The sequence below is a fragment of the Polaromonas sp. P3_B4 genome, assembly GCF_056402835.1.
This window is the reverse complement of record NZ_JBFUGQ010000009.1, coordinates 1-864: the sequence shown is the minus strand read 5'-3', so window position 1 is coordinate 864 and position 864 is coordinate 1. Positions and strand designations below refer to the sequence as shown.

Below are 864 nucleotides of genomic sequence, written 5' to 3'. Positions count from 1 at the left end.
GTTCAAGGATTCCACCGCTACGTTGACGAGCACCGATGTTGGCGCAACCATCTTCAAGTGGGTGTGTGGCCCCGGATCGACGGGTACCGCAATGCCTACGAAATACCTCCCAGGTTCTTGCCGGGGCTAAAACCTGATTGCTGCGTAACGCAGCAATTCATGGGTTAACAAGCGGCGCGTCTTTGACGCGCCGCTTTTATTTGGGCAAAAGTTGTCCGATGGAGTCCGACAGTTGATTTCTGAAAACTTCAATGGATGGTGCGCCATGGGAAGGACGATAAATTGACCCCCTGCATCGACGATCAGCCGTGACAAGCGCAAGCAAGACCGGCTACAAGGGTTGTACTGGTTTGCATGAACTGATGTGATCTGATTCAGCAATGCAGGCATGCATAGTGTGGCGTATTCCCGGCACAGTCAGTAGCGGCATTCGGACGCTCAAGAGGGTCCGGTTCATCCGCCTCAAATGACAAAAGTGTCGTGAAATTCACAGAGGGTAGTCAAAAAAGTAAGCTCTCGGCTTTTTGAGCTCGAAAAATCACGGAAAAGACGCCCTTTTGACGTGGCACAAAAACTGCTTTTTACCTGAGCTAGTTTTTTTAACCAAGGAGTTTTTATGAAGCGTTCCATCCAACGGGGTTTTACCCTGATCGAATTGATGATCGTCGTGGCGATTATCGGTATCCTGGCTGCGGTGGCTCTGCCTGCCTATCAGGACTACACCATTCGTGCGAAAGTGTCTGAAGTGATTCTGGCTGCATCACAGTGCCGTACCAGCATCACGGAAACTGTTCAATCTGCTGCCAGTACGGTTCTGCCGATCGCCAATAACTGGGGCTGTGAAAGAAAAGAACGCCAGCGGCG

At 51.0% G+C, this 864-nt stretch carries 1 protein-coding gene; it reads left to right on the top strand.

Translation table 11 applies throughout. The annotated features are described in order from the left end of the window. Positions 1–616: 616 nt before the first annotated feature. The coding region (locus AC1DVV_RS22915; protein ID WP_477707267.1) for a pilin at positions 617–864 on the top strand (248 nt) is incomplete at its 3' end.